Source organism: Nitrospira sp. MA-1 (assembly GCA_032139905.1).
Lineage (GTDB): Bacteria > Nitrospirota > Nitrospiria > Nitrospirales > UBA8639 > Nitrospira_E.
The window spans coordinates 935,044-961,408 of sequence record JAQJDB010000006.1; the positions used below are offsets into that span (position 1 = coordinate 935,044).

At 43.9% G+C, this 26,365-nt stretch carries 25 protein-coding genes and 1 tRNA gene; 15 read left to right on the top strand and 11 right to left on the bottom strand.

The window, feature by feature from the left end; all coding sequences use genetic code 11:
* Nucleotides 1–442: 442 nt before the first annotated feature.
* Together PJI16_11475 and PJI16_11480 are read right to left on the bottom strand one after the other, a co-directional pair.
* On the bottom strand, nucleotides 443–1,675 hold the full coding sequence (locus PJI16_11475) for a tetratricopeptide repeat protein (protein MDT3778176.1): 1,233 nt from the start codon (nucleotides 1,673–1,675) through the stop codon (nucleotides 443–445).
* Nucleotides 1,676–1,781: 106 nt separating this feature from the next.
* The gene (locus PJI16_11480) at nucleotides 1,782–2,810 is read right to left on the bottom strand and encodes a PA0069 family radical SAM protein (protein MDT3778177.1); all 1,029 of its coding nucleotides are present in this window, start codon (nucleotides 2,808–2,810) and stop codon (nucleotides 1,782–1,784) included.
* Nucleotides 2,811–3,608: 798 nt separating this feature from the next.
* Between PJI16_11480 and PJI16_11485 the strand changes: the two genes are divergently transcribed.
* Nucleotides 3,609–5,021, top strand: a complete 1,413-nt coding sequence (locus PJI16_11485; protein MDT3778178.1) for a radical SAM protein — start codon at nucleotides 3,609–3,611, stop codon at nucleotides 5,019–5,021.
* Nucleotide 5,022: 1 nt separating this feature from the next.
* On the opposite strand, the gene PJI16_11490 is transcribed toward PJI16_11485, so the two are convergent.
* The 3 genes from PJI16_11490 to PJI16_11500 all read right to left on the bottom strand — a co-directional run bounded on the left by PJI16_11490 (nucleotide 5,023) and on the right by PJI16_11500 (nucleotide 7,380).
* The gene (locus PJI16_11490) at nucleotides 5,023–6,051 is read right to left on the bottom strand and encodes a glycosyltransferase (protein MDT3778179.1); all 1,029 of its coding nucleotides are present in this window, start codon (nucleotides 6,049–6,051) and stop codon (nucleotides 5,023–5,025) included.
* 181 nt (nucleotides 6,052–6,232) lie between these two features.
* Complete coding sequence (locus tag PJI16_11495) at nucleotides 6,233–7,087, bottom strand: IS3 family transposase (GenBank protein MDT3778180.1); 855 nt, start codon at nucleotides 7,085–7,087, stop codon at nucleotides 6,233–6,235.
* Nucleotides 7,084–7,380 (bottom strand): transposase, encoded by a 297-nt coding sequence (locus PJI16_11500; GenBank protein ID MDT3778181.1) that lies wholly within the window; start codon nucleotides 7,378–7,380, stop codon nucleotides 7,084–7,086. The genes PJI16_11495 and PJI16_11500 overlap by 4 nt, the downstream gene beginning before the upstream one ends.
* Nucleotides 7,381–7,634: 254 nt before the next feature.
* Here PJI16_11500 and PJI16_11505 point away from each other — a divergent pair, with 254 nt between their 5' ends.
* The gene (locus tag PJI16_11505) at nucleotides 7,635–8,396 is read left to right on the top strand and encodes a glycosyltransferase family 2 protein (GenBank protein MDT3778182.1); all 762 of its coding nucleotides are present in this window, start codon (nucleotides 7,635–7,637) and stop codon (nucleotides 8,394–8,396) included.
* 237 nt (nucleotides 8,397–8,633) lie between these two features.
* Here the strand turns inward: PJI16_11505 and PJI16_11510 are convergent, their stop codons facing one another.
* Nucleotides 8,634–9,335, bottom strand: a complete 702-nt coding sequence (locus PJI16_11510) for a hypothetical protein (GenBank protein MDT3778183.1) — start codon at nucleotides 9,333–9,335, stop codon at nucleotides 8,634–8,636.
* A gap of 492 nt (nucleotides 9,336–9,827) precedes the next feature.
* Here PJI16_11510 and PJI16_11515 point away from each other — a divergent pair, with 492 nt between their 5' ends.
* The 7 genes from PJI16_11515 (at nucleotide 9,828) to PJI16_11545 (ending at nucleotide 14,042) form a co-directional block, all read left to right on the top strand.
* Entirely contained in the window at nucleotides 9,828–10,547 is a 720-nt protein-coding gene (locus tag PJI16_11515) for a hypothetical protein (GenBank protein ID MDT3778184.1), read from the top strand.
* Nucleotides 10,548–10,839: 292 nt separating this feature from the next.
* Nucleotides 10,840–11,355 carry a hypothetical protein gene (locus PJI16_11520; GenBank protein ID MDT3778185.1) on the top strand — a complete coding sequence of 172 codons (516 nt, stop codon included), beginning with the start codon at nucleotides 10,840–10,842 and terminating at the stop codon, nucleotides 11,353–11,355.
* Between the two features lie 33 nt (nucleotides 11,356–11,388).
* Entirely contained in the window at nucleotides 11,389–12,210 is an 822-nt protein-coding gene (locus PJI16_11525) for a DUF3631 domain-containing protein (protein ID MDT3778186.1), read from the top strand.
* 176 nt (nucleotides 12,211–12,386) lie between these two features.
* Nucleotides 12,387–12,611, top strand: a complete 225-nt coding sequence (locus PJI16_11530; GenBank protein ID MDT3778187.1) for a helix-turn-helix domain-containing protein — start codon at nucleotides 12,387–12,389, stop codon at nucleotides 12,609–12,611.
* Nucleotides 12,612–12,645: 34 nt separating this feature from the next.
* Complete coding sequence (locus PJI16_11535) at nucleotides 12,646–12,909, top strand: helix-turn-helix transcriptional regulator (GenBank protein ID MDT3778188.1); 264 nt, start codon at nucleotides 12,646–12,648, stop codon at nucleotides 12,907–12,909.
* Nucleotides 12,854–13,954 (top strand): tyrosine-type recombinase/integrase, encoded by a 1,101-nt coding sequence (locus PJI16_11540; protein ID MDT3778189.1) that lies wholly within the window; start codon nucleotides 12,854–12,856, stop codon nucleotides 13,952–13,954. The genes PJI16_11535 and PJI16_11540 overlap by 56 nt, the downstream gene beginning before the upstream one ends.
* An 11-nt stretch (nucleotides 13,955–13,965) precedes the next feature.
* Nucleotides 13,966–14,042, top strand: a tRNA-Arg gene (locus tag PJI16_11545).
* Nucleotides 14,043–14,047: 5 nt separating this feature from the next.
* On the opposite strand, the gene PJI16_11550 is transcribed toward PJI16_11545, so the two are convergent.
* The 4 genes from PJI16_11550 to PJI16_11565 are packed head-to-tail and all read right to left on the bottom strand — an operon-like array spanning nucleotide 14,048 to nucleotide 16,768.
* Nucleotides 14,048–15,127: a site-specific integrase gene (locus tag PJI16_11550; GenBank protein MDT3778190.1), complete on the bottom strand. Its 1,080-nt coding sequence runs from the start codon at nucleotides 15,125–15,127 to the stop codon at nucleotides 14,048–14,050.
* Nucleotides 15,128–15,175: 48 nt separating this feature from the next.
* A complete protein-coding gene (locus PJI16_11555) occupies nucleotides 15,176–15,382 on the bottom strand; it encodes a helix-turn-helix domain-containing protein (GenBank protein MDT3778191.1) in 207 nt (68 codons plus the stop codon).
* A complete protein-coding gene (locus PJI16_11560) occupies nucleotides 15,363–15,956 on the bottom strand; it encodes a recombinase family protein (GenBank protein ID MDT3778192.1) in 594 nt (197 codons plus the stop codon). The genes PJI16_11555 and PJI16_11560 overlap by 20 nt, the downstream gene beginning before the upstream one ends.
* Complete coding sequence (locus PJI16_11565; GenBank protein MDT3778193.1) at nucleotides 15,956–16,768, bottom strand: hypothetical protein; 813 nt, start codon at nucleotides 16,766–16,768, stop codon at nucleotides 15,956–15,958. The genes PJI16_11560 and PJI16_11565 overlap by 1 nt, the downstream gene beginning before the upstream one ends.
* A gap of 577 nt (nucleotides 16,769–17,345) precedes the next feature.
* Between PJI16_11565 and PJI16_11570 the strand changes: the two genes are divergently transcribed.
* Entirely contained in the window at nucleotides 17,346–17,900 is a 555-nt protein-coding gene (locus PJI16_11570; GenBank protein ID MDT3778194.1) for a hypothetical protein, read from the top strand.
* Between the two features lie 774 nt (nucleotides 17,901–18,674).
* Here PJI16_11570 and PJI16_11575 read toward each other — a convergent pair.
* Nucleotides 18,675–19,807, bottom strand: a protein-coding gene (locus PJI16_11575) for an IS3 family transposase (GenBank protein ID MDT3778195.1) whose coding sequence is annotated in 2 segments (ribosomal slippage) — nucleotides 18,675–19,543 and nucleotides 19,543–19,807 — 1,134 coding nt in all. Because the reading frame shifts where the segments join, the coding sequence is not laid out codon by codon here.
* 122 nt (nucleotides 19,808–19,929) lie between these two features.
* On the opposite strand from PJI16_11575, the gene PJI16_11580 reads away from it, so the two are divergent.
* The 5 genes from PJI16_11580 to PJI16_11600 all read left to right on the top strand — a co-directional run bounded on the left by PJI16_11580 (nucleotide 19,930) and on the right by PJI16_11600 (nucleotide 25,776).
* The gene (locus tag PJI16_11580; protein MDT3778196.1) at nucleotides 19,930–21,882 is read left to right on the top strand and encodes an SIR2 family protein; all 1,953 of its coding nucleotides are present in this window, start codon (nucleotides 19,930–19,932) and stop codon (nucleotides 21,880–21,882) included.
* 243 nt (nucleotides 21,883–22,125) lie between these two features.
* Nucleotides 22,126–23,286 carry an IS30 family transposase gene (locus PJI16_11585; GenBank protein ID MDT3778197.1) on the top strand — a complete coding sequence of 387 codons (1,161 nt, stop codon included), beginning with the start codon at nucleotides 22,126–22,128 and terminating at the stop codon, nucleotides 23,284–23,286.
* 291 nt (nucleotides 23,287–23,577) lie between these two features.
* On the top strand, nucleotides 23,578–24,942 hold the full coding sequence (locus PJI16_11590) for a hypothetical protein (GenBank protein ID MDT3778198.1): 1,365 nt from the start codon (nucleotides 23,578–23,580) through the stop codon (nucleotides 24,940–24,942).
* Nucleotides 24,943–24,958: 16 nt separating this feature from the next.
* The gene (locus PJI16_11595) at nucleotides 24,959–25,339 is read left to right on the top strand and encodes a hypothetical protein (protein ID MDT3778199.1); all 381 of its coding nucleotides are present in this window, start codon (nucleotides 24,959–24,961) and stop codon (nucleotides 25,337–25,339) included.
* Between the two features lie 26 nt (nucleotides 25,340–25,365).
* Nucleotides 25,366–25,776, top strand: coding sequence for a hypothetical protein (locus tag PJI16_11600; protein MDT3778200.1), 411 nt, complete (start codon nucleotides 25,366–25,368; stop codon nucleotides 25,774–25,776).
* The last annotated feature ends 589 nt before the right edge of the window (nucleotides 25,777–26,365 follow it).

The window sequence follows — 26,365 nt, forward strand, 5'->3', positions numbered from 1 at the left end:
CCTTCATAGCGAGTGTGGGCAGTGAGCTTCTCCTGATTAACCGCACGAAATTGAATTGGTTTCAAAGGGGTAAATGGCGTCTCATGAAGGAGAGGGGACCGAAGGAAAGTTAGCCATGAATTTAAACGCGGTGCGGTTTAACTGGCTATTCAAGGGACCTTAATGTCGGGATGGCTTGGCGGCAGCCATGTGGGGGTAAACGGGTTTTAACGGATGAGATGCTAATAGGATCAAGCGAGTATTTGGCCTAGGCCAGACAGAGGGTTGTGAACGAGATAATTGGGTAGAAGGAATGATCCTATTTTAGCAGAGTTGGGCTTTGAGTCAGGAGCGTGAGAACGTGTGGCCCGAGGTCTCGATGCCACCTGGGCCACAACCTTATGAAGGTAGCCTATTCCAGGACCGGATTCAGTGATGTGAGAACATGCCTTGAGGATAGCTCCTATCCCGGAGAAGATGTCAGTGTAGGATTATTTTTTTCGTGAATGGCATTGGCCCTCGTTTCATGCGTGACTGCGTCCTCGGTTCGACCTATTTTTCGCAATAGGGTGGCGTAATTTCTAAGCGCTCGTTCCACCCGAAAATGATCTTTCCCCATGGTCTGTTCCGTGAGAGTGATGGTCTGTTGAAACAAGGGTTCGGCTTTATCATATTGTCCTGTTGTGACATACAGTAACGCTAAATTATTGAGAGGGCCGCTCAAGCTTGAATGTTCGGGCCCTTCTGCCTGTTCAATAATGGCAATGGCGCGTTGGATTAAGAGGATGGCTTGCTCAGGTTGGTCTTGTAGTCTGTGGATTTCTCCCAATTGATTGAGAATGATGGCCACCCGGGGATGGTCCTTGCCAAACCCCTCTTCGCTAATAGTCAGCATTCTTTCTAACACAGGTGTCGCTTGTGAAAATTGCTTAGCCGTACTATAGAGAAGCGCCAGATTGTTCAAGCTGCCGAGGAGATGGGGGTTGGTGGGGCCAATTTGCTTCTCTTTGATGGCTAAAGCCCGGAGTAATAACGCCTCTGCCTGGGCATACTGTTCCTGGGCGCGATGTAGGAGTGCAAGATTATTGAGCGGTTCAACGAGTTCGGGCGCATCCGGTCCTTTAGTTCTTTCCTTGCTGTCCAGAATGCGCTTTAAATATGATTCGGCCTCGGCATAGTGGGATTGCCGGACAAACAGTGCGGCCAGGTTCTCTAGGTCACGGATCACCTCCGGGTTATCAGGACCCAGTGCCTGTTCCCGAACGGCCAAAGCTCGTTCAAATGAGGATTGAGCCTGGTCGAACTTTTGTTGGGTGACATACAACGCACCAAGATTACTGAGGCTTGCTGCTAACTCGGCTGTCTGAGGGTTTGGTCCTTCTTTATGAATGTCCACAGCTTTTAAAAGCAGGGTTTCAGCCTGTTTGGGCTCGCCTTTCGCATTGTGCAGAATCGCAAGGTTGGTGATGGATTGGATGAGGCGAGGGTCTTGGCCTTCGAACTGTTCTGCCAGTTCAAGAGCGGTCTTAAGCTCCTGCTCAGCTTCCGGGAACTTTCCCTGTTCCATGAGGGTCGTGCCTTGTTCCGTGTGGAGCTGCCAGGGCGTTTTGTCTTCGCTGCACCCGACGAGGGTGATGGCGAACAGGGTGAGGGTCAGGGAGCGGAGAATATGTGAGGGCCAAGAGAGAAGCATCATGAGATGGGGTGTGTCCTTTGGTTTTGAGTGAGCAAGCAAAAATTTTCAGAAGGTGATTGTACTGAAGGGCTCTGGGTCTTGCCAAACCGAGTGTTTCCGGTTGAAGTTATGATTGAGGATCACCAAACAATGAGAGTTGTGCGGGGCTTGGCCGTCGAAACGTGGCAGGAATTGGTGTATCGGGACTGTCCTGAAACCCATGTTTTCGGTAGGCGGTCTCAAACAGTTGGGCAATGACATCCCACGTTCTCCCCTCGCCGACATGGCGTTTAAAAAAAATTCGTTCTCCGACCTGCCCTTCCCGAACCTCTTTGAGGCGGGCGAGGATTTTCTGGATGCGGTCGGGAAAATGGTGTGTCATCCGTTCAACAAACACCTCTTCTACGTTATCGTTTAGGCGAAGCAGGATATAGGTGGCATGTTGGGCCCCGGCCTCGCGGGCTTGAGATAGAATCTGGGGAATGTCGTGTTCATTGAGTCCTGGAATCACCGGGGCAATGGAGACCGCTGTGGAAATCCCGGCTTTGGACAAAAGTTCTAACGTCTCAAACCGTTTCGTAATTGAGGGGGCTTGTGGTTCAACTTTCCTCGCAATGTCATCTGAGGCAAATGGAATACTCATAAAAACACGCACCCAGGCCTTGTCACGCAGTTCCTGTAACACTTCAATATCTCGCACGATGAGGGCTGATTTCGTAATGAGTCCCACGGGATTCTGGAATTCTGCACAGACTTGGAGGCATGATCGAGTGAGTTGGTAAGTGGCCTCCAGGGGTTGGTAGGGATCGGTATTGCCCGAAAAAACTATTAATTCGCCTTGCCAGGAAGGTTTGAGCAATGATTCTTGAAGTTTAGCCGGGGCATTCACCTTGACGACCAGCTTGGATTCGAAGTCCGTTCCGGATCCGAACCCCCAGTATTCGTGGGTAGGGCGTGCATAACAATAGGTGCAAGCATGAAAGCAGCCTCGATAGGGATTCACGCTCCATCGAAAGGGGAGGTCCGGGCTGGTATTGTGGCTGAGGATGGTCTTGACCCTTTCTTCGTAAATGTCCGGAGTCACGGGTGCGGCCGGCTCCAGGCGCTCCCGGACTTCAGGAACAAAAGGATTTTGGGGGTTTGAGATCGGTTTCATATCAGGTCAAAGAATTCGCTGGCTCCTCTTGTTCCCACTAGGTAAAAAGGGTAACCTTTCACGTCTGCTGTGTGCCACCTGGACATTCTGGTATAAATATATATGACACACCAGGCATTGTAGATGAAAACCACAGCTTTTTAACATAAAACTTGTTGCCCCCGTAGCTCAGTCGGATAGAGCAGCGGTTTCCTAATCAACAAAAGGGGATTGTCGAATTACTTGAGAAATCGGCAGTCCCCTCCTCATTCCCCTATAGACACTAGCGATTCATCTTCTCTGACTTTCTCTCCCTTTCCTCCTGATTCTTGCCTTATCTCCCTCTTCTTAACACTGTAATAACACCTGTTCTCTTTGCTAAGGGGTAGGGCATGCCATTGGGCCACTTCCCTATATGGGCGAGCTCAAGCCACCTGTAAACCCTGATGCAGTAGGGTACCAGTCGTTCAAAAAAAGCCCATTCTTTTGAGGGGGTATAATTGCTTTTTAAGCTGAGAGGAGTAGAGTAATCTAGCCTTACTTCCATTCCGGAGTTGCTTTGGAAATAATTCCACTATCTGATTAGGAGGTACATGAAATGGCTAACATTTAACAGCAATTTGATTTATTCCTTGAGTTTAATTCAGCAGACGCTCTCAAAAATTTAGTTAATAGTTATGGAAAGATTAGGCTGGGCATTTGGGATTCCAGCAGTGCTTCCCAATTTTTTTGATTATGGATTTATATTATTTAATAATTAAAGTAGGGAGCCAATGGGATCCCCCCCTAGTCATCACAACAACAAAGGGAGGGTCAGAAATGAAGGTTATTTTGGCAGATAATCATGGACGTGTCCTCGGAAAGGATCAAACGAGTGCGAACTTGGCTTTATTGTATCTTGGGGCTTACCTTCAACATCAGGGAGATGTTGAGGTTGAATTGGAGTATATTCCTCAGGTCAAAAGCGATACATTCCATCTGGAACGAATTCACAGTTTCGGCGCTGATATCTATGCTTGCTCCTTCACTTCGTTCTCTGCCCGCGAGACATACGAACTTATCAAGCGCATCAAATCTACCTATCCTGATGTATTAGTGGTGTGTGGGGGGCCACATGCTGTTACTCATTCCGAAGAAATTTTACGCCGCTCTGGAACAGATATAGTTGTCATCGGCGAAGGTGAAGTAACTTTTCACGAGATTGTGAAACGATTCCCTACTCACAAAGAGCATTTGAGCGAAATTTCGGGAATTGCCTATTTGAAGGATGGTATGTACCGGAAAACGCCACCTCGTGCGTTGATTTCAGATATCGATTCTATTCCCTTTCCCATTCGCAGTCTTGTTAATGACAGTGATTTTTGTGGATTAACTTACAGTAAAGCAAGACCAAATACAGAAATGGTTATTACCCGTGGTTGTCCCTTGCGGTGTGTGTTTTGTGCAAATCCCGTTTTTCGTTTAAAAAATGGTCCATTGTACCGGGCACGCTCTCCTCAAAATATCGTACTTGAAGTGGAGCAACTCTACGAACTTGGATATCGAGAAATTTATCTTCACTCGGACGAGTTAAATGTCAACTTGGAATGGTCGATTGATGTGTGCAAAGCTATCGCAGCCTTGGGCTTCAGAGATTTGTATTTCCAGTGCAACCTGCGGGTTGTTCCCATGTCTGAGGAGCTTGCCTTTTGGATGAAACAGGCAAACTTCTGGCTCGTTCGCGTTGGTATTGAAAGCACTAGCGATAGGGTCCTCACAGGTATAAAAAAGAAAATGTCTTTTGATAAAACACGGAATGCCCTAGAAATGCTTACTGCTCAGAGGATTAAGGTTTTTGGTTTCATGATGCTATTCAATTTTTGGGAAGAAAACGGAGAGGTACAACACGAAACTGCAGCTGAGGTACGTAAAACTATTAGCGATATCTACTCGCTTTGGCGTAAACGTTTAATCCATTACACTAGCTGGCAATTCGCCAACCCTGTTCATGGAGCTGAATTTTATGATATCGCTCTGCGGCACGGCATGATCGATAAAAATTATTTTCCCAGTGACACTTGGAGTTCATACAAATATTTAAAGGAAATATCAAAGCGAGAGTTTGATGCCATTTATGCCTCTGCCCGTCGCCAGCAGGGTATAATGGCATTACTATCAGGCAATTTTGAATGGCGAAATTATAGAGGTATTGCGCGAAAAGCTTACACCATGGTTGTTGGCCATCCGGGATAAATTAATTCAACAATTTATCAAGCACCTTTACAAAGGTTATATCGCTATCAAATTTTTTAAACATTTCACGGGCCCCAGCACATAGCCTTGTGTATTTGTCATCGTCTATGGAGCGTATGGCATTGGCAAGAGCTTTTGCTGACCATGGTTTAATTAGAATGCCGGAAACCTCGTGTTGCACGATTTCGGGTATTGCCATCCAATCGGTCGCAATGACAGGCATGCCGATTGAGTAGGCCTCGATAATCACACCAGGATATCCTTCGCGGGGATAAACAGTTGGCAAGATTAAGACATCATAATACCCAAGTGTGTCCAAGACATCAGGGGGTAAAACAGTACCTTTGTAATTTACCCACCCTCTGATAAGTTCTTCATCGAAACTGTTTAACGGGCCATAGACATGTATTGTGAAATTCTCAAGCTCCTCAAGAGCCTCTTTAATAATGTCAATTCCTTTTTCGGGACAAACTCTTGACAGAAAAATAAACCGGCGCGAGTAATGGCGTGATGCAGGAATCCCTTTAGGTTTTATACGTCCCGATGGGAACCAGATTGCGTCGACTCCGAAACTCTTAAAATGGTCCAGTAAATGTTGTGTTTGCAAAAATAATACATCTGATTTAAATAACGTGTTGCGAATCAAAGTACGATGCCAGAATGGCCTCGAATGGTAGATATCAAGAAAATCTCCCCCAACAGGATAGAAACAGAATCGCGTCCTAAGCAATCTGCAGAGCAAGTAGAGTGGCGGATAAAGATAAAGGATTCCGTGGTAGCTGGCATAAACAAGCACTACGTTGCAGCGGGGAACATATAGTAAAACGCGGATTACAAGATTAATCAGATTGGCTATCGTACCGAAGGCCCCATCATAGGGACGTGTATCAATTAATTTGTAAGAAATGGAATTTTTTTTCAGAAAACTTCTAAAAGCATTGAAACCTATGGAGAGACCGCCAATATGTCGGTTATAGCGATCGATGGGTCCTATTAAGAGCAATTTCTCTTTGAGCTTTTGATGTGCCATCTTGTAAAAAAACTATAATAATTGGTTTTGACGCCTATTCTAGGAAATAGCATCTAATCTTGTTCAAAATGGCCCTTAAAAATCTAGAAAATAAAAATTGCAGAAAGGATATAAAAAGAATTTTCTCTGCGTAGTAATGTTATACACACCCTGATCTTCCCCCACGACACCGGACACAGAGTTAAGCTGCCTGTTCAAATACTATCGGGATCTGATGTCCGATAGCCGAATGCCTTCTCTGCCGATTGTAATACGTTTCAATGTACTCAAAAATACTGACTTTCGCCATGCGCCGTGTCGTGTACCGCATTCGATGAACAAGTTCGACCTTCAGCGTGTGAAAGAAACTTTCTGTGACGGCATTATCGTAACAGGTCGCCCTTCGCCCCATGCTACAACGCAACCGATTGTTCGCCAGCAATCGCTGGTAGCATTTTGAGCAATACTGGCTGCCCCGATCAGAGTGGAGGATGGTGCCCTTTGGGAAGCTACGACGGAACAAAGCCATGCTCAGGGCATCACACACCAGTTGTTGCGTCATGCGTCGGTTCATCGACCATCCCACAATCGCTCGTGAATACAAATCCATCACCACCGCGAGATACAGCCACCCCTCGGTTGTCCAGACATAGGTGATATCACTGGTCCATTTCTGATTCGGAGCCTCCGCGCGAAAGTCTTGTTCGAGCAGGTCTGGTGCCACTGGTTTTGAATGAGTCGAGTCAGTGGTGACTTTGAATTTCTTCGCCTGAATGGCTTTCAGCCCCAGTAGCTGCATCCTGCGGCCAATGCGGTTTTCGCTACACCTGAGGCCCTCATGGCGTAAGGTCTTCGTAATCCGTGGCGCACCATACCGTTGGCGGTGCTCAGCAAAGATCTCGCGTATCCGTCTATCTAGTTGATGGTTCGAGCACACGTGCTGACTCTGGTCACGCACGGTCCAGTCATAATACCCACTTCGAGAGACGTCCAGAATGCCACACAGGAGGGTGACGGGCCAGGCCTTCTTCTGCTCAGCAATAAATTGATATCTCATGCGCTTTCCTTGGCAAAGAAGGCCGTAGCTTTTTTTAAGATGTCGCGCTCCATCCGCAGCCGACGATTCTCCGATTCGAGCTCATGGATCCGTTGTTGCTCGGTGGGGCGTTTCCTTTGTCCGGGAAAAGCTTCTGCCTTATGGGTTTCCAGTTCGTCCTTCCACCGCCCAATCAACGCGCCACTCACGCCTAAACTTCGCCCAGCGGCCGCACAACTGTAGCCATGTTCCACCACTAACGCGATTGCTTCCTGCTTAAATTCCCGACTGTGATGCCTGCGTGTTCGCTTCATTCAACACCTCGTTTCGAATTATTATATAATTCTTAACTCGGTGTCCGATATTCCAGGGGAAGATCACCCCTCATCACTCTACCCAAAAAGAATTCCAGATGATCCTCGATCCATCAGCTATCCTTTTGTTCTGCTCCTTTCTGTTGTGCTGCCTCTATCATATTTCCATATCTTTAGAGTTGGCTCTTTCAATGAGCAAGCATAATGAAATTCCTGAGAACGGAATTTTTTAATGGATCTTCTTGATGTCAAACATGTTTAAACTAAAGGTCTCTATCATCACTCCGGTTTTTAATGGTAGTGAATTTTTGGAGGCCACCATTGATTCGGTTATATCTCAAACATATGGGGAGTGGGAGATGCTTCTAGTTGATGATGTTTCAACAGACAATTCCTGGGACGTTATACAGTCATTCGTGGAGAAGGACGCGAGAATAAAAGGTTGGCGCCTTCCCAGTAATTCAGGTGCCGCGAAAGCGAGAAATTTTGCCATTAAGCAAGCTACCGGGCGTTTCATTGCATTCCTTGACGACGATGACCTTTGGCTGCCTGAAAAGTTGCAAAAGCAAGTTGAATTTTCATTGGCAAATTCAGCGGTTATTACTCATACTAATTACGAATATATGGATGCATCAGGAAAACGACTTGGAAAAGTTATTCGGGCCCATAAAGATGTAACCTATCAGGAAATGCTAACTTGTAATTACATCGGGTGTCTCACAGCGATGTATGATACAGATAAGATTGGAAGCAAAATTTATATGCCTGATATTTCAAAACGTCAAGATTATGCTTTGTGGCTCAATATTCTGAGAAGGGGGCATCATGCTTATGGCTTAAATGAAATGTTGGCATTGTATAGAACCGGCGGGAATTCATTATCAAAGAATAAGTTGAGTTCTGCTATGTACACGTTTAAAGTGCTGACAGAAATTGAGGGAATTTCAAGGTTGAAAGCCATTCACTATTTTGTGAAGCATTTAATGTTAGGGATAAGGAAATATTATTTGTCATAGAAAAACCCCAACTTCTATGGCTTTATGAAGTGGAGAGTCTTTTTCAATTGTTCAAATTTTGGAAAAAGGTGGAGCTTGGTTAATGCGAGAAACAAATTTTTAACCTCGTAGGAAACCCTCCATTTATTTATAGGAAATTTTCGATCAGAAAGAGAAAGGAAAAAATAAAATTGGAAACAATGTCGTCATATATTGAGAAGTTATATCATTTACCTTAATCATGGTAATATTTCACGGTCAATCCCTCGGTCTCACAGGTCTCCCATACTGATCCATTCCTACCCCTGGTCCATATGCGTTGGGTTTCACTTTTAACGTGGGATCTGGATAGCCACTGCCACCAAAATCCGGTTGATAGGTGAATGGTCTTCCTGTTGCATCGCTGTTAATTCCTGGACCATAAGCATTGGGAGCAATGGGGCCAAGGTAAATCTGTCCCTCAGGGCTGCGAAACAAACCGGATTCCATTCCACCCTGACTTTCTGGAGTATTTGCCTGTGAACCACTAGCGAGACTTTGTGGCATAGCTTGAGATTGAAAGGCTAAGCTCCTTAAGGCGTTCCAACCAATAGCCACTAGCGAATCATTCACAAAAAGATACGGGGTCAATTCGTCGTCAGTCAGTCTTCCATCTTGGCTCCAACCAGAACGAAAGTAATACAAACTCCACAAACGCGTGCTTTTACCACTTCTAGAATCAATCCAAACTTCTGGTGCTCGTTTCAAATCTGCACTTAGATTAGCTTGTGTCGGCATCAGGATTGCTAAAACATCTTCCCTGTTATCCCCCAGCTTAACCTTCGATTCCGCGGCTTGATAACGACTAATGGCCTGGGGAATTTGTATGTGATAACACCCCCCAATAGCTCCGATTTCTAAAAAAGTGATCAACAAAATACCGCTGAACTTTATTTTTGTAGATATCGAGGCATTTGGCATTTCACGATCTCCAAATTTCTCTTCCTGCAGGATTGATCAACCATGGCTGCGACTAAATATCCAAGAAATCATAAAAATGGATATACAGCCCCTCAAAGATTAAAAAAGTCGTAAGAAGTTATCACGAATCCCCAATAACAGAGAGCTTTTTTCCCTCTTTTTCACAGACTGAGCCTGAATTTCTGACTCATACAGGGGGTACATATGGGAAGTTTTGTAAGACAAAAAAGGGGGGGGCAAGTGGTATTAAATAGCTCGGATACCTCAATGATGCTCTCTTTTTTGGGCTACTATGGGGGTCAACAATGCTTACAAAGAATATCTAATGAAAACAATATCTTAGGTTATTTTGCATACAAAAATCTCTACAAAAAGTGTACAACATTCTGCGACGGTTTAAATTGATTTCTCCTCAGCCCCTATGTCTTCCTCATTAGCCTTTTTCCCTTCTTTGGCTAGTTCTTTTTGAAGGGGTTGGGTAGGATTAGGGCCATGTCTCCTAAGCCTTCCAAAACACCCAAGGTAAAGAATTTAGAGGTTCCTGATTTTCCTACCATTGAAGACTTTATGAAAGAGGCTAGGAGTGTCTGGCAAAAGCACCACCCTGAAAGCCAAAAACAAAAGGGCCGCCCCTCTCAAATGAAACGGTATCTGGGGATCATCTGGGATCTGAAGAAGCAGGGGAAAATTAATGATCAAACCAAACAGACTGATATTTGCCGGTTAGTGCTAGAAGCTGAGGAAACCGAATTGAGGACCAAGCCAGAATTAGGGTTTGACGATTCTATAACCGTACATGATCTTGAATCACTAAAAGAACTATCCGAGCAGAAAAAGCGGGCAATTAGAAAATATGTCCGATTCTGGAAATTGAACTATCAAATGGGTTTTGAGGCCTTAAATGAAAAGGAACACGTTTTTATTGAAAAATTACTTTCTAATTTACAGAAAGGCCAGGAGGATTTATTTGAAGCCATTTTTACGAAATATGGAAGGGAGCTTTCCGAAACACAATTTCGAGATATTGCTCCTGAGGTTATCGAAGAACACGGAATGCCTCATAAGCGTGTTGTGATTTTTCCGCAAGATGTTAATAAAATTCTTCCCTTTTTAGAAAACCTTCAGAAGGAACAAAAACGCCTTTTGCCTGATAATGCCCCTTCGGATTCAAAGAATTTTCCTGCCCTTCGAACTTTTTTTCCTTTTGATTAATCCCGCTGTTAATCAACCTTTCTGTTTGTTAATTCGGGAATAAAATACCCTTCCCCATTTGTGCCAACTGTCTGTTGGTTTAATAAAACTACAATAGAGAAAAATTCCCCCTGTTTGAGAGGTGGAATAAATTCTTCAGTTTAATTTATGCCGCTACCACTGTGTAATAATCAGCCTGAAGGAAAACTTTTAATGAAAAGGAAAATAAGATTATGAGGAAAATTCGAGGACCGCCCAATTGAACCGAAAGAGTTTACTTTTAATTAAACTAAAACACCGGAGTTTAGAGAAAATGGTTGAGATAGTTGAGCCAATTAGCCAGAAGCAAGGTAAATCAGAAAAAGAAAACGCCGCCTCAGATTCTGACCCAATCCAAGACGGCGAAGAGAGAAAACAACTTGTAAAAGAGAACCTAGCAAAAGAGAACCTAGCAAAAGATTCCCCCGAATACAAGACGGAGGAAAAGAAGGAAGGAGAAGACAAACAACCGGAGGGATCCGAAGCTCAAAACCGACTGGGAGATATCCTTGAACGGATTCAGGGGTTGATTACGACGTATATCAAACTACCCTCAGAGGAACTAGCCATGCTGGTAGCAATTTGGATTGCAGGAACCTATTGCTACAAGAGTTTTCAGTATTACGGGTATCTCTCAATCCGTTCGGCAACACCACGATGCGGGAAGAGTAAATTGTTAAAGTTGATTTCTTTACTTAGTGCGGAGAATCCGCCAGTGACCTCTTTTCCTACCGCAGCAGTCCTATATCGGAACCCGCGAAAAATACTGATTATGGACGAAGTAGATTAACTGCGGGATCAGGATAAGGAAACATTTGGAGCTGTGCTCTCCGTGCTCAATGCGGGGTTTGAACGTGGAGCTGTCATCGAAAGATTGGAAAAGGGCAAAGGCGATAAATTCGAGGTAAAAGCCTTCGAAGTTTTCGGGCCTAAAGCCTTTGCTGGAATTGAACGTCTAGCAGATACCTTAGCAGACCGAACCTTTGCCATCGTGTTGAAACGGGTATCGGATAGGATGCCTCGTTTCCGCGCTGATCGGCTCATGGAAGAGATAATTGAAATCCGTGAGCTTCTTTCCCTGTGGGTAGATGAACATGAGGCGGCTGTCATTTCGACTTATGCCAACTTGCCTACCACCTTGGAAGTGTTAAAAGGGTTTGATGACCGATTCCAAGACATTGCCGAACCTTTATGTACGTTGGCCATGCTTGCCGATCAAGAAAGACCTGAGGGACCTTCCATCCTGAGTAAGCTGGCAACCAGTCTTATTGCTTCTATCGTTCGCCGGGAACCAACCGGACGGGAGGGGGCATTCCAATTCTTTTTGGATTTGGTGGAACCGATTATTTCTCGTCGGCCTTACAAAGAAGAGGACACAGGAATGCGATTTATTTCAACACAACATTTATTGCAGAAATGCCAAGAACACCCTGATTTGTCATGGATTGAGAGCGGTGCGGCTTTAGCTGGGTTATTGCGGCGTTTTGATCTGACACCGATCAACAATGGCCACGAAAGAGGGTACCGATTGACCCGCCAATGGTACGGGGAATGGCGCAACCGATACCCCAAGCAAGTGATTGATGTGACCGAAAGTAAGCAGCATGACGAGAAAGAGGAGCTTCCTCAATTCATGAACTGTTAACCCTTATCCCCTCTCTTTTGCCGTCAAAGTGTCAATGGCGCTCATGTAGCAAGGGAAGATTGCGTGTTTAAGGTGTCAATTTTGACACCTGAGAATATGGGTTTTCACCTGTCTCTAGTGGAGGTTTGACGTTTTGACGGTTCATGGGGGGAGGTATCGAAAAACGAGGAGAACAAGTGGGAAAATCAGTAGCAACAAAAGAGCAGACATATTACCAAATCATCACCATTCAGGAAGCTTCCCAGTATACAGGGTTAGCAGTCAAAACTTTGTATGCCATGGTCAGTCAAAGACGGATTCCTCATGTCAAAGTAGGACGGTTACTTCGGTTTGATGTGGGACTACTGAATCAATGGCTACAGGAGCAAACAGTATTGCCGATGCCAACAAAGATAGTTTGACAAGTGGTAGCTAATTGACTGCCATACAGGAAGTATGAATCTTAAGGCATTACGGGAGCAAAGAGGGTTATCTGTGCGGAAGCTGGGAGAACTGGCGGGGGTTCACTATGTCTCAATTGTCAAAATGGAGACAGGCAAGTTGGATCCTCGCCTTTCGACCCTTCAACGTGTGTCACGTGCTCTTAGTGTGACCGTATCGGAGTTAATCGGGGAACAACCATTAACCAAAGGAGGGAAATCAGATGGGACTCACAAAAAGGAAGGACGGGTATTACGTGGAGTTTCGCGTAGTCGATGATGACAAAGTATTGTCACTGTCTCCTGGTGGGGCAATTGGAAGGATGAAACGATGGAAGACAGGTACTTTAAATAAAAAGGTGGCTAAACAATGGGAAGCTAAAATCAAAACTGATCTGTTAATGGGTAAAATCCCCTCCTCCCATGGAAAGGTTTTCGGTTTTAAGGAATGGGGAGAACAATATTTAAAACTAGAAGAAGTGAGGAGCCTCCGATCATATCAAGATCGTGTGGAAATTGTGCGGTTGCAATTGATTCCCTTTTTTGGGTCCAAGGCATTAAATGAAATTAAACCTGAGCATGTTGAAGCCTATCGCCAACAACGGAAACTCCGAAATGGAGAGTTGCCAAGTCTCCAAACCATTAACAACGATCATACGGTATTAAAGCATGTGTTAAGCCTTGCTGAACGGAGGGGATTGATCGAAGTGAATGTTGCTAAGAAAGTCAGAATGCCTGATCCTAAGAATGAGAGGGACAGGGTTTTAAGTCAAGAGGAGTGGGTCAAGCTCTATGAGCAAGCCGGTCCTCGACTGAAACCCATTCTCCTTATTGCCTATCATCTGGGAATGCGGTTGGGAGAGATTCTCAATCTGACTTGGGAGCAGGTTGACCTGCAAAGAGGATTTATCATCTTATCGGAGAGAGACACCAAAAACGGGGAGTCTCGCCTGGTGCCGTTGACGGCCAATGTCCGACATGCTCTGACAGATTTATTTAAGGTGAGGAGTCTATTAACCAATAAGGTATTTTTGTATAATGGGCGGAGCCTCGGTTCGATTAAAAAAGCATTTAAAACTGCTTTAGAGGATGCCGGGATTCAGAACTTTCGATTCCATGACCTGAGACATTGTGCTGCTACGAATCTCAGGAGAGCGGGGGTAGATACGGTGACAGCTATGAAGATTGTGGGTCACAAATCGGAGAAGATGTATAAGCGGTACAACAACGTAAACGAAGAAGATTTGCTGAAGGCATCTGCTAAACTTAACACCCTAATAACACCTGCCCATTTACCTTCTCTGAAGGAATCTGTAACATGTTGATTATAAAGGCTGCCCCCGTAGCTCAGTCGGATAGAGCAGCGGTTTCCTAAACCGCGGGCCGCACGTTCAATTCGTGTCGGGGGCACCATCTTTTCAACAACTTACGGCGGTCTCTCCCTCCTTCTCCTTCCCCATTGTGCTCGAAATTGTGCTCAAGGTGTTCAATTTGTCCTTAGCCTGAACCAGGTCTGCCTCACTCACAATATTGTAGCGGTCAAAGACGGATCGGGTCCGATGGCCAGAAATATCCATAGCCACTCGTTCAGAAATGCCGGACCGGATGAGGTTTCGAACGCCTGTCCTTCGTAAGTCATGAAACAGTTTCTCTGGCATATGGGCCTTGTCACAGGCCTCTTTCCATGTTCTCTTGGGTATTCTCCGTAACCAGGTTCCTTTGTAATGGCACACCCACGGGCAATAAGGGTATTTCAGGCGGGATTCTCGCCACCATTGCCTGAGACCATGGGTGACCTCATTAGCCAAGGGAATGATTCGTCCCTCCCCATTTTTGGTGGTACCGGGGTCTAATCGGATCCACCCCTTTTCGAGATCAACGTGATCCCATTGAAGACCAAGAATCTCTCCTGATCGCATCCCCGTCCAATAGGCAATGATGAAGGGAATTTTGAGGTAATCGGATAAACGGCCCCGGAGTAACTGATACTCTTCATGCGTAAAAAACCCGGTCCGAATATTGTTTTCCTTGAGTTTCGGGATGTGGGGGATGGTATAGGGCTTTACGAGAGGTGGGGTTTGTTTGATTGCTAAATTAAACATGCGTTTGAGGGCGGCCAATTCACGATTTATAGTGGCAGGAGCGGCTTTTTCCTGTTGTCGTCTTTCGATATATCTCGAAAGGTGAGGGCTCGTTATATCGTGGGCTCGAAACTTGGCAAAGGATTCCTTGAGATGAGAAACGAGTTGTTCGACTCGGGTGAGGGTCTTCCGGCCATTATTGCGGTAATCTTGTATCAGTAGGTTGGTCAGATCCTCGAACGTGGTTCGATCAGCCTGTAAATTTGGCAACCGGCCATCGACGACTTCACCTTCCCGTTTTTTTAAGAACGCCGTCGCAACTGATTTTTGAGCGGAACGGCTACTTTCCCTAAACAATTGTCCCTGGTGGTAATATTGTATCCACCACGTGTGCCCTCTTTGGTAGACCCTTCCCATGGTTCATCTCCCTGACTCCTTGATGGATCGCTCCATTGAGTCCAAAAGTCAAGGCCCCTCCACCTTTTTGAGACTGGAAATGTAGGCATCCAGGTCTTGCCGATCAATGAGAATCCGGCGATGAATTTTGATGGAAGGGAGTTCTCCCCGAAACCGCAAGTTTCGAACCGTCCAATAGGAGATGCCAAGATACTGAGCGGCTTCCTGTTCGGATACCAATCGAGACTCCACAGGACTATGGCTGGGTTGTTTCATGATGGGCCTCTCGAAGACGACGGCGAATGGTGGACCGACTACACTTCAACTTCCGAGCGATGGCCGGAATAGACAGGCCTTCCCGATGCAAAAAGACAATATAAGAAATATTTTTTGCGACGGGCGGTCGGCCTAACCGAATCCCACGGGCTTTGGCTCGGTCTAATCCAGCCTTGACGCGATCGCGAATAATATCCCGTTCAAGATGGGCCATCGCGCCGATAATGGTAAACATGGCGTGGCCAATGGGCGTGGAGGTATCGAATTGTTCCTGGAGCGAAATAAAATGGATATTTAAAGATCGGAAATTTTCTAATGTCGAGAGCAGATGTTTGACCGAACGGGCAAACTGATCAAACCGCCAGACCAGAACCGCTTGAAACTGTCCATGCCAGGCGGTCTTATTCAGTCGATCTAAGCTGGGACGTTTTTCTTTTGCCCCCGACACCCCCTTGTCAATAAATTCCTCCACAATCGTGAATCCTCGCTGCTCGCAATGCTGCCGAAGGGCTCCTAATTGAACCTCAGGATCTTGGCTCCCGGTACTCACACGTGCATATAAGGCCACTTGCATCAGGTGTTCTCCTTTTGGAAGATCAACAAATATTCATGCAAGGTAGGAATAAATGGGGTCGGGCCGTAACGAAAGAATTGCGCCCGGCGCTGATGGTCCCCTTCCTTAATAAGGACTACTTCGAGGCGCAAGAGATTCCATTGGATGATTTCGTTGTGTATGGGATAAAATTTCCCTTGTTTCCGGCCATCCCCGATAAGAAGGGCAAGATGTCCTCTTGGGGCGAGACAATCAATCAGACGGGTAAACGCGGCATGAAGGGCCAGCAAAAATTGTTTGATATTCTTGGCTGAAGAAAGATCGTTTGGATGAGTCGAATATTGGTGGCCGGGCCAATAAGGGGGATGCCAAAAAATCGATTCAAAATCTCGATTGGGGAGAGGAGAACTGAGGAGATCAAATCCTAGTTGTAAATCTCCCCCGCAATAGTCCACCTCAAAATCAAAGCAGACATCTCCTGCGGTTCCCGATCCTTCCATCGGGTCAAATAGAGATTTTGGTTTTAAGTAATCCAATAAATCCACCACCAGATAACCGGGGCAGTTTCCAAAATAATTGGAAATTCCCCACGGCCCCCGCTCGGGGTAGCGCAGTACGGACGTTAACCGAGGGCGGGATTGGAGATGCTGTCGGATCAGTGTCTGCCGGGTTTTGGCTTGGATGAGATGGTGCTCAAGGTCTTTTCTGGAGAATCCAAATAGGGTTTCGGCTTCCATCAGAGAATGTCCGGCTTCCACAAACCGTAGGGCTTGCCGAAGGTTTTCTTTCGGAGAAGTGTTCATAATTGGTTGATTCGGTTCCAAAGTATTCATACGCTTTTTATTCCTTTCCTAGTCTGTATGGTCTATGTCCGGGTTACGCTGATTTCGTGTGTCACTATCCTTCCTAGAGGTTTTTGTACACCCTCTGGGAGGGTTCCCTTGGATGTTTCTTTACCCTTCCACATGAGAAAACTGAAAAGACAGAAATTATGTTGTCGATGATTCCCTGTTTGTTTTCCTCAAGGGGTTCAATGGGCTTTTCCGTCAACAACTTGATGGCATTCATGGCATTTGTTTTTTCATCTCAACCTCCCTTGCTTTTTTTAAGGTTTTACCTTCTACTAACGAATGACCACAAAGTAATCCCTGCGAAAAAGTTTTCCTATGGGAGATAAGGGGATTCCCCTTATTTTGCGGAATGGCTAGAGCAAGTAAGAAGGATGAGCAGACATGGGCGAGGAAGTTATATTTTTTTCATCGAGAATGCGTACGGAGGAATCCACAATACGGGCGTGAATATAAACGGTGGGTCGAATCTGGAAAACCGAAGGTTTCCCCCTTTGAAGCTCTTCAGGGAAAATGGAAAGTTTATGAATCAGACCTTCCCAATCCCGAAGATATTTCAGATTTGGATGAGGTGTTAAGAAACGGGGAATTCCCAAAGTCTGTGTGGAAAATTTTGGGGATCCCTGAGAATGAATTAATGGCTTATGGAACAATTAATAATTGCTTTAAACGCGAGGATTTTACAGAAACCCAAATGGGAAATTTAAAGGGGCACCTTTTTTTGTTGTATTTTCCGGAGGAAAAGGAATTTAATTGGAATGATACGGTTGGAGTTGTTGATATGCGACGACCGAAGGACGAAATTAAAACGAGTATTTCTGAAAAAATTAGTTCCTGGTTAACTGAACGAACGGAAGCCGGACTCAAACAAGAAAAGGGGAAAGAGAGAATTCGTTTATCGGAAGCCTTCCAATATCTCAAGGCCTTTGATTTACGTAAGCAGAAAATGACGTATGAAAAAATTTCTCTACAACTGAAAAAGGGAAGAGCAAGTTCTTTTGATGCCAGAGAGGCGAAAAGGTACTGGCAAAAGGGGGAGGAATTTATCACTAATCCTCCCCTTTTAAAATATTCAGAGAAAGATTATCAGGAAAAAATTCAGCGTTTTCTCCGATAAGGTTTTAACTTTAGGGAGGGTTTAATTAAATTAAAATGGGGTGAGTGCTTTTTAATTTGTTTGGGAAGGTAGGAGGGATTATACCTCAGGTGTTAAAAGGCCATCAGGAAATGGCTTAGAATAGTTTTTTGCGGGAAAAGATAAACGGGATTAGTATTTATCAAGAATTTGGTGTATTTTTTAAATACCTTTTGGGAAAACCATCCCTTTAAGGTTGATTTATCGGAAATTAATATCTCATTTTTTTAGGGTCAAAAAGAAATATCTATGAAACCTCAGAGGCGGAGAATGGATGGAAACGACCCAAAGCGGGCATTGCAGATTCTACATGCATAAGTCATATCCCTGCAAAAATGCTAAGTATTAATTGTTATGCCTAAAAACAAAGGAGAAAATAAAAGGCGTATAGGGATTTAAAAATGATCTAAAGCTGGTTAAGAAATAATCGCTACACCTCTTTTATTGCTACTATTTATTCAGCCCTTAATTATTCTTTTAGAATAACTACCAATGCCCCATTGTGATTTTACTTATTTTTATTCCATTGAAAAATTAATAAAAACTAAATCACTTCTATTAACAATTAAATTGCATTCAAATAATGCTTAATTCTAACGATAAATCAACAATATATAATATCAATTGTCTAAGCGATATAGCTTCAAAAAAGGAGCGTAATATTGTTTTTTGGATTGGCGCAGGCGCAAGTAAGTGGCGCGGTAGAAGTGGACCCCGATTTCTGGACAGGGCGCTAAGTGAAACTTCTGCTGGGCATTATGCCGCCTTCGTTGCCATTGGACCTGCCCAATATACGGTATCCGGTGTCTGTCGATTCAAGGACTGGTGACGGCGTTCCGTGTTATAGAACGTGAAATAGCCAGTCAGCCCAGCCCGTAGCGCTGCGGGCGTCTCATAGGCTCGCAGGTACACGTCCTCATACTTCACACTGCGCCATAGTCGTTCGACGAATACGTTGTCGACCCAACGCCCCTTACCATCCATACTGATTTGCACCCCACGATCTTTGAGTGTCGCGGTGAATGCCTCACTGGTATATTGGGCACCCTGATCCGTATTGAAGATCTCTGGCGCCCCATAGCGCAAGAGGGCTTCTTCCAGCGCCTCCACACAGGCATCCGTTTCCAGCGTATTCGAAACGCGCCACGCCAACACCCGACGTGAGTACCAGTCTATGATGGCGGTGAGATACATGAACCCCTTGGCCATCGGGATATAACAGATATCACTCGCCCACACCTGGTTTGGACGTTCAATTCTCAGGCCTCTTAATAAGTAGGGATAAATTTTGTGCCCCAGTCCTGGTTGACTCGTTCGCGGCTTCGGGTAAATCGCTCGGATCCCCATCTTGCGCATCAACCGTTGAACGCGTTTACGATTCACTCTATGGCCCTGTTGTTGAAGCTCAACACACAGGCGACGGCTGCCATAGAACGGCCATTTCAGATAGAGCTCGTCGAGTTGGCGCATCAAAACAAGGTCTGCCGCTGAGACATCCTGGGGCCGTGCATAGGCACTCGAACGCGGCACGGCTAACAGCTGACATTGACGAGTCACCGAAAGTCCTTGCTGGGCCTTGAGCATCGCTTTGCGCTCAGTCATCGGCCGGGTCCGAGCGCGGTGGCTAAAAAATCCTTCTCCATGGTCAGCTGGCCAATCTTGGCATGCAGCTTCTGCTGGACCTGTTCATGGTCGGCAGCAGCAACGAGACTGGCGCCAAAAACATGTTCTGCCTTGCTCAGCAGCTGCTTCTTCCAATCTTGGATCTGATTCGGATGTACGTCAAACTGCTCGGCCAATTCCGCCAACGTGCGTTCGCCCTTGACGGCGGCCAAGGCCACCTTGGCCTTAAACGCTGGGGAATGATTCCGTCGGGATCGTCGTGCCATCTTCTGCTCCTTTCGTTGCAAACAAATATAGCGCAGAAGATTTCACTTAGCATCCTCATTATTCTGTCCAAGGACTGGGGACCACTTCTGGTTACAAACTTTGGGGTGAGCTTGCTTCTTTTATGCACAGTGGTTATCTACGATATGAAGAAAGCTATGATAAAGAAATAGCAATTAAATTATTAGAATTTTTTGAATACCCTAAGTTTTTTTCATATTGCAAATCAATATCGAAACAAAGATATCATACTATTTTATCTGAAGAATTATCCCTTAAAAAAACCACTCCTGTATACGAAAGATTTTGTCAAATTATTCAGGGCATAAATCCATCCTATATATTAACCACGAATGTTGATGGATGTTTAGAAACAAGCCTAGAAGGTTGTGAGTTAATTGAAAAAACCGATATCGAAAGAATAATACCTCAAATCAAAATTAATAAATCATTTATTTGTAAGTTGCACGGTTCGATAAGCTCTATTGAGTCGATTGTCTTTACAGAGGAAGATTATAAAGAATTGTTATCTAATAATGCTTATCAAAATATTTTAAAAAATATTTTGATGGAGTCATGCGTTGTCTTTATTGGGTATAGTATGGCTGATGAATATTTAATGAAAATTATATCGGAGAATAACGATATTAAAGAGTTATTTGGTGATGGCCCGCATTTTCTTGTTTCATCTAGCGATAACAATAATTTACCAATAAGCGTTAAAACTATTAAATACTTCAATGATATCCATGCAGACCATAGGTCCTCTATTCTTGTGGCCGACATAATCAAATCAAAACGTAATATAGTAGTTACTGATGATTATGCTTATGTTAATAAAAAATCTCAGTACAAAAGCTCATATTATATCTCTGACGTTATTCCACCTGGACTTTGGACAAGCTCTTATACTTTTGTAGTAAAAGGTGCTGATGAAATTGAGAGAAATATGATTGTCGGTACTGGGTTTAATAATAGTGAGCTCAGTTCATCTGTGTCCACTGCAATGCACGATTTAGTAGTTGGGCTTATTTGCTTTGATCATATATATCTTCCGTTGGCATCAATCACCAAAATTTATAATCTGTTTGGTTCAGTATTATTTTGGAATTTAATAGAAGAAGACTCTCTTAGATTCGTGGCTCACCAGATTGATGCAGCGGTTATATATCCTAATAAAGAAGATATAACTGGGGGTGACATTGGGATAGTCTCAATATTGAATCAAACTGCATCTAAACCTATTTCGGGTACAGAAGAAATTCGAAAAAGTTTAGCTGCTGTACCAGGGTACGAGGACATTACTGAGGCAAGATTTGCATTATTAGCGTCCAAAATAGAAAGTTTCGAAAACAGCCCAGGTGTGAACATTGCCGATGTAATAAGAAGTAGCCTTTTATATCCTAGTGTAAAAGAATTACTTGGCATTAGTGATGCAGTTATTCCAACCAGCGTTCCAAAGTGGCATGTATTTTCTGTTTTGAGAGTTGCACATATTATTATGGCTGGTGTGACTTGTGAAAAACTTAATATCCCAGCGTTGAAAATACACTTTGGCGGAAATATTTTGGCAGGAGTTATATTTTCTGCTGTCGCAGCAAGGAATTGGGCAGCGGAAGCGGCGAGTTACGTTGTGACTGGAAGGTTTTCATCTGACCTTGGTGGTGCTGTATTGAATGATCCTGGTTTAATGCAAGGAATATTGAAATTTAGAAACACACAAAATGGTATGTCGCTTAGAAAAGAAATATTAAATGAGTTATCTGTGAATGAAGGGGGTGAGGTAGTGACTTCAATTGAGGCTGGTTTGAGGCATTGTCTCCCTAATGCTATTTTAGAAAATGCGCGTGATGAATTGTCGAGTTTTCTTTTGGCAGAAAAAGGTTCAAAAGTAATTCCAGCTATATGGGGTAACCCTGCTCATGATGACAAAGCATTAAAGCTTTGGCGTATAAGAAGTGATGCAGAGTTTAAGAAATTTTGCAATGTAAATAAAATAGGTGCATATGATGCTTGTCCTTGCGGTTCAGGCGAAAAGTTAAAATTTTGTTGTTCTAATTCATTTAACTTAAATTAAGGAACAATGAAAATCAATTGGGATCTGAGATCAATGGTTTCTAGTAAACTAATTAAATGCGAATTAAATGATACTGCCCCCTTAAGTGCTAACAGTTAAACATGAAATGCATAACAAATCGTTTAGGCGGTACCCCCGCTTTGCTACGGCAACTTAACTCGAACGTGATTTCCGCTATTGACTGCGGTTTCAACCGGTCGCTGCAACATCTAATCTCTAATAATAGAGAGGAGGATGTTGAAAATGAAGCGGCGCCCAAGGATTTATTACACAGAAGAACAAAAGGCCTTAATGTGGGATCGCTGGAAGAAAGGTGAATCTCTGGAGTCGATTGCGCGGTTATTTGATCGGCATCATCCGTCGATTGAACGTATCCTTCGAGAGCATGGGGGGATACGCCCGCCAGAGCGTCGACGATCATCATGCGCACTAACCCTGGCGGAGCGGGAGGAAATATCACGCGGCATAGCTACAGGTTGCTCCATTCGTTCCATCGCAGCCTCCCTGAATCGTGCGCCTTCGACCATCAGTCGGGAAATCAAACGCAACCATGGGCAAGGCGGTTACCGGGCAAGTCAGGCTGATCAGGCGGCCTGGGCTCGGGCCCATCGCCCCAAAACCTGTAAACTAGTAGAGAACCGTGCACTGGCTCGAATCGTAGCCAGGAAGCTACAATTGGAGTGGTCACCCGAGCAGATTGCCGGTTGGCTTAAGCACACCTATCCGGACGATGAACGTTACCAGGTGTCCCACGAGACGATCTATAGGAGCCTATTCATCCAGGCACGTGGTGCCTTGAAGAAAGAGTTGATGCAGCATTTGAGGCGCACACGAATGATGCGTCGTTCACGCCACCACACACAAAAAACGGAGGAGCACGGCCGGATTACCGACACCGTATCGATCCGTGAGCGGCCTGCCTCTGCGGCAGACCGAGCCTTACCGGGACACTGGGAGGGTGATCTGCTATTCGGTAGTCATAACAGCCAGATGGCGACGCTGGTCGAACGTCATACACGCTACCTGATGCTGGTCAAAGTCGACAGCAAAGACACCGAGACGGTGATCAATGCCTTGATCAAGCAAGCGCATAAGTTACCTCGGGAGCTTTACAAGTCACTCACCTGGGACCGAGGCAAAGAGATGGCCGACCATAAACGCTTCACGCTGGCGACCGACATAAAGGTATACTTTTGTGATCCACACAATCCCTGGCAGCGAGGGTCCAACGAAAATACCAATGGTCTGTTAAGGCAATACTTCCCGAAAGGAATGGATCTGTCGAGAGTTCCACAAGCCAAGCTAAACGCCGTTGCACGGCGTCTCAACGAACGACCAAGAAAAACGTTAAACTTTGAAACACCTGCTGAACGATTTAACCCATGTGTTGCAGCGACCGGTTGAAACCGCAGCCGTTTCCAGCCACTCGTGAACTGACCTTGAATTTGTTCTGCACGCATGGCCCGATAGCCGCAAGGTTGGATTGGCCTCTAGAGCCTGGGAAGGAGATTGCTTCTAATCGGAATGTGCTTGTCAAATACCCCTCTCATTGGCGGAGTCTAGACCCTTGATTTCATTTGATCTTGAGGGCCTTTATTTACGGTGGCAAAAACAAATATCTATGAAACCTCAGAGGCGGAGAATGGCTGGAAACGACCCAAGGCGGACGCTAGGAGAGATTTATAAGGTAAAGATGTGATTGTAAGGCCAAGATTAAATGATTTTCATAACTTACCTTTTGCGCAGGCGGAAGCTGATTTTGCTGTTCCTTTCTTAGACGAAGATATTCCTCTTTATCTAGACCCATTTCTGCTATGGAAAAGCCCATCTCAACAAGATAACTCATTGCATTCTTCAATAATAAATTCGTTTAACTATCTAGGAACATTATTCTTTAAAGACGAAAATGCTGCAATTTCAATTCTGATAAAAATATCAGAGTGTGATGAAGTTGGTTTGGGAGATTCAAAAACTAAACACGGGAAAAAGATCGGTGACAAAATGGCTAGGCAAATATTGTCAACCTTTAAGGATGTCCCGCAAATAAACAGGCAGGGTTTTACTCACCTTGAGGAACTGCAACTTTTAATAGAGAATTTTTCTAAAGATCGAGTGAGCGATATTTCTTGTAATTTTTTAAAGTCCTTTTTAATTGATTACACTATTCAGCAATGTGAAAAATACAACATTCCTACAAAGTTGGTAAACATACAATATTTTGACTGCAAGAGTCTTAAATTTGTCAATGAAAGTCTTAATTTGCCGGTAAATCCAAATTCCAAAGAATCTATATTATTAGTGCCTAAAAGATGGCTACGATTTGTTCCATGGCTGAATTATGAGGACTATTTTCAAGAGTATATTTCAATATCTGATAAAATATTAGATGGAAAAGAAATACCGAGAATACAAATACTGGAATACAACAGAAAGAACTATGACCAGATACAAGCTTATGTGGAACGAAAACGTTTACAGCAAAAAGACTGCAAAAATGACCCTTTATTCTCACAAATACCAGTGCTGTCCTCAAAAAGGAAACTCACAGAAATATTAAAACTACCAACTGGTAAGGTAGACAAAGCAGATCAGGAATATGAAAGAATTTTATGTCCTTTGCTAGCTTCTATGCTTTATCCGGAATTGGATTTTGCCCAACCTCAATCAAGAACAGTAGAGGGTGTTCTGATTAGAGATCTGATTTTCTACAACAATGTCTCCCACCAATTGCTTAAAGAAATATATGAAAAATATGAAAGCAAGCAAATAGTGATCGAAATAAAAAACACAAACGAGGTCACTTCAACCCATATAAATCAATTGAATCGTTATCTTAACGATGAATTTGGCAGTTTTGGAATTGTATTTACTAGAAATAAACCACCAAAAAACGTTTTTAAAAACACTATTGCTCTATGGGCCGGGCAAAGAAGATGTATATTAATACTGGACGATGAAGATCTGAAACTTATGTGTCAAGTTTATGAAAATAAACAAAGAAACCCAATTGATGTGATTAATAAAAAATATGTAGAGTTTATGCGGGCTTGTCCCTCTTAATATTTGGGAAACTATTATGAATGAAGAGGAAGTAGAAACGTTTTTAAAGCTTCAACCCCAGGTCAAGAGTGCTTACGATGAAGTAGCTCTTTTATCAAAAAAGAAGCCAACCGATTCTCTAAACAAATTTAAGCTAAAGTTTGTAAATAGCATTCTTTCGAGAGCAAACGACATATTAAGAGATAGTTACAAGCCATTTCCCGAAGAGTTTTCTTTATTTGATGAAAATGATATGCCAAACAATAGCGATGTCATTTTCATTCTTTCTCATTATTTAACATCTTTAGAGAAGCTACGATGCGATAATATAATGAGATCGCCTACTGATTCTCATTGGTATTGGTTTATTGATGACACTCTGTCTTCCCTAAGAACTGATCCTCCCACAATAAAATGAAAAGTTTGATGAGGTAAGAAAATCTAATGAGTGATGAAAAAGATTGGCTCCCAACGGAAAAAAACATTGAAGATTATGAATTACTGAAGGATATGCTTGATTCTCAAAAAAGGGAATTTGACCTTTTGTCAAAGAAAAAACCAGATGACCAGCTGAATAAAATGAAATTAAAAATGGTAAATAGAGTATTAGAACCACTGAAAAAAATCTGCGAAAATGAACCATCCTACATGTTTTTAGATACACTGAATGAAGATGAAATGCCTACATATAGTGATGTTGTCTTGATTATTAGTCAGTATGAGACAGCATTAGATGAATTTAAAGAAACACATCATTTTAGAGATGATTATCGGTTGGAACATAGGTGGATGACGCAAGAATACCCGCCAGACTATTATGGTGGCGAAGATGAAGGAGATGAAGGAGAAGAGTAATTCATAGGGTTGAATCGGCCTATAGGGTCTGGGAGGTAGATTCAAAATCAGTTGTTTTTGGAGTCCCTAAATTAAAAAAAACTTTATTAAACCGCAGTTTGAGTTTTCTCCAATTCATAGGAATTTTGGTTTGGCGAGGTAGTTCTTTGTTTCCCTGCATGTGATAAAAATTTGAAAATTGTGCTCATTTTGTGCTCAACCCCACCACTTTTCAGCATATTTAGGCCTACTCCAGCAAAAGTTTCAATAAAGCTAAACGCTCGTTGGAATTGGCCGGAATGAGTTTGAGTGGGGTAGAGAGAAGTGAATGTTTTGCCTTCCTAAACCGCGGGCCGCACGTTCAATTCGTGTCGGGGGCACCAAATTTTTTCATACTCTGCAGGTCTTTCCGCAGCACATTTTTTACGCATTTTTCTGCCTTGTCCCGCCTACATTTCCTCTCACAGTGTTGGGTCTTTTAGGTTCAAATCAAGACCTACACGGAATGTTCTAACTTATTTATTCGGACATATTATGTAACCACTTGTACATTGGAAGTGGTTCTGCCCCAGATTTCTGCTTCGGGGTGTTCATAGCCCCGCTCACTTCT

What these genes read in the sequence shown, in the direction of transcription:
- PJI16_11475 (MDT3778176.1), bottom strand. Translation starts at nt 1,675, where the DNA reads ATGATGCTTCTCTCTTGGCCCTCACATATTCTCCGCTCCCTGACCCTC.
- PJI16_11480 (MDT3778177.1), bottom strand. Translation starts at nt 2,810, where the DNA reads ATGAAACCGATCTCAAACCCCCAAAATCCTTTTGTTCCTGAAGTCCGG.
- PJI16_11485 (MDT3778178.1), top strand. Translation starts at nt 3,609, where the DNA reads ATGAAGGTTATTTTGGCAGATAATCATGGACGTGTCCTCGGAAAGGAT.
- PJI16_11490 (MDT3778179.1), bottom strand. Translation starts at nt 6,051, where the DNA reads ATGGCACATCAAAAGCTCAAAGAGAAATTGCTCTTAATAGGACCCATC.
- PJI16_11495 (MDT3778180.1), bottom strand. Translation starts at nt 7,087, where the DNA reads ATGAGATATCAATTTATTGCTGAGCAGAAGAAGGCCTGGCCCGTCACC.
- PJI16_11500 (MDT3778181.1), bottom strand. Translation starts at nt 7,380, where the DNA reads ATGAAGCGAACACGCAGGCATCACAGTCGGGAATTTAAGCAGGAAGCA.
- PJI16_11505 (MDT3778182.1), top strand. Translation starts at nt 7,635, where the DNA reads ATGTTTAAACTAAAGGTCTCTATCATCACTCCGGTTTTTAATGGTAGT.
- PJI16_11510 (MDT3778183.1), bottom strand. Translation starts at nt 9,335, where the DNA reads ATGCCAAATGCCTCGATATCTACAAAAATAAAGTTCAGCGGTATTTTG.
- PJI16_11515 (MDT3778184.1), top strand. Translation starts at nt 9,828, where the DNA reads ATGTCTCCTAAGCCTTCCAAAACACCCAAGGTAAAGAATTTAGAGGTT.
- PJI16_11520 (MDT3778185.1), top strand. Translation starts at nt 10,840, where the DNA reads ATGGTTGAGATAGTTGAGCCAATTAGCCAGAAGCAAGGTAAATCAGAA.
- PJI16_11535 (MDT3778188.1), top strand. Translation starts at nt 12,646, where the DNA reads ATGAATCTTAAGGCATTACGGGAGCAAAGAGGGTTATCTGTGCGGAAG.
- PJI16_11540 (MDT3778189.1), top strand. Translation starts at nt 12,854, where the DNA reads ATGGGACTCACAAAAAGGAAGGACGGGTATTACGTGGAGTTTCGCGTA.
- PJI16_11550 (MDT3778190.1), bottom strand. Translation starts at nt 15,127, where the DNA reads ATGGGAAGGGTCTACCAAAGAGGGCACACGTGGTGGATACAATATTAC.
- PJI16_11555 (MDT3778191.1), bottom strand. Translation starts at nt 15,382, where the DNA reads ATGAAACAACCCAGCCATAGTCCTGTGGAGTCTCGATTGGTATCCGAA.
- PJI16_11560 (MDT3778192.1), bottom strand. Translation starts at nt 15,956, where the DNA reads ATGCAAGTGGCCTTATATGCACGTGTGAGTACCGGGAGCCAAGATCCT.
- PJI16_11565 (MDT3778193.1), bottom strand. Translation starts at nt 16,768, where the DNA reads ATGAATACTTTGGAACCGAATCAACCAATTATGAACACTTCTCCGAAA.
- PJI16_11580 (MDT3778196.1), top strand. Translation starts at nt 19,930, where the DNA reads ATGCACAGTGGTTATCTACGATATGAAGAAAGCTATGATAAAGAAATA.
- PJI16_11585 (MDT3778197.1), top strand. Translation starts at nt 22,126, where the DNA reads ATGAAGCGGCGCCCAAGGATTTATTACACAGAAGAACAAAAGGCCTTA.
- PJI16_11595 (MDT3778199.1), top strand. Translation starts at nt 24,959, where the DNA reads ATGAATGAAGAGGAAGTAGAAACGTTTTTAAAGCTTCAACCCCAGGTC.
- PJI16_11600 (MDT3778200.1), top strand. Translation starts at nt 25,366, where the DNA reads ATGAGTGATGAAAAAGATTGGCTCCCAACGGAAAAAAACATTGAAGAT.